At 42.6% G+C, this 470-nt stretch carries 1 protein-coding gene; it reads left to right on the forward strand.

Annotated elements, in window-relative coordinates; all coding sequences use genetic code 11:
• Positions 1-148: 148 nt before the first annotated feature.
• The coding region (locus ACYVRA_RS08695) for an FISUMP domain-containing protein (protein WP_461252321.1) at positions 149-470 on the forward strand (322 nt) is incomplete at its 3' end.

The raw sequence follows: 470 nt of genomic DNA on the forward strand, positions 1-470 counted from the left end.
CAAATTAATAACGCCAAGCAGATGGGTGTTAGATCAATTTGGTACAGATGATTTTGGATTTTCAGCTCTACCCGGTGGATTTTACGGTACGAATGGATATTCCAATGATGGATACAGCGGACAGTGGCTGTCTCTTATACACATCTAGATGTGTATAAGAGACAGATACGGGGATGCGTTTACTGATAGCAGAAATAATAAAACATACGGGTGGGTAACGATAGGGAATAGGAAATGGATGACTGAAAATCTTAATTTTGATACGCTGGACGGTACGGGTTCGAGATGTTACAATAATAGTGCTGATAGTTGCGCCAAATACGGTAGATTGTATAATTGGACGACGGCTATGAGTATAGACGGTAAATATGACTCTGACGTGTGGGTAGGATTGGAATCCCAGCATCGCGGGGTTTGTCCAAAAGGTTGGCGTTTGCCGAGTGCTGACGATTGGGACGATTTGAGATATT

The organism is Treponema sp. R8-4-B8, from assembly GCF_054786175.1.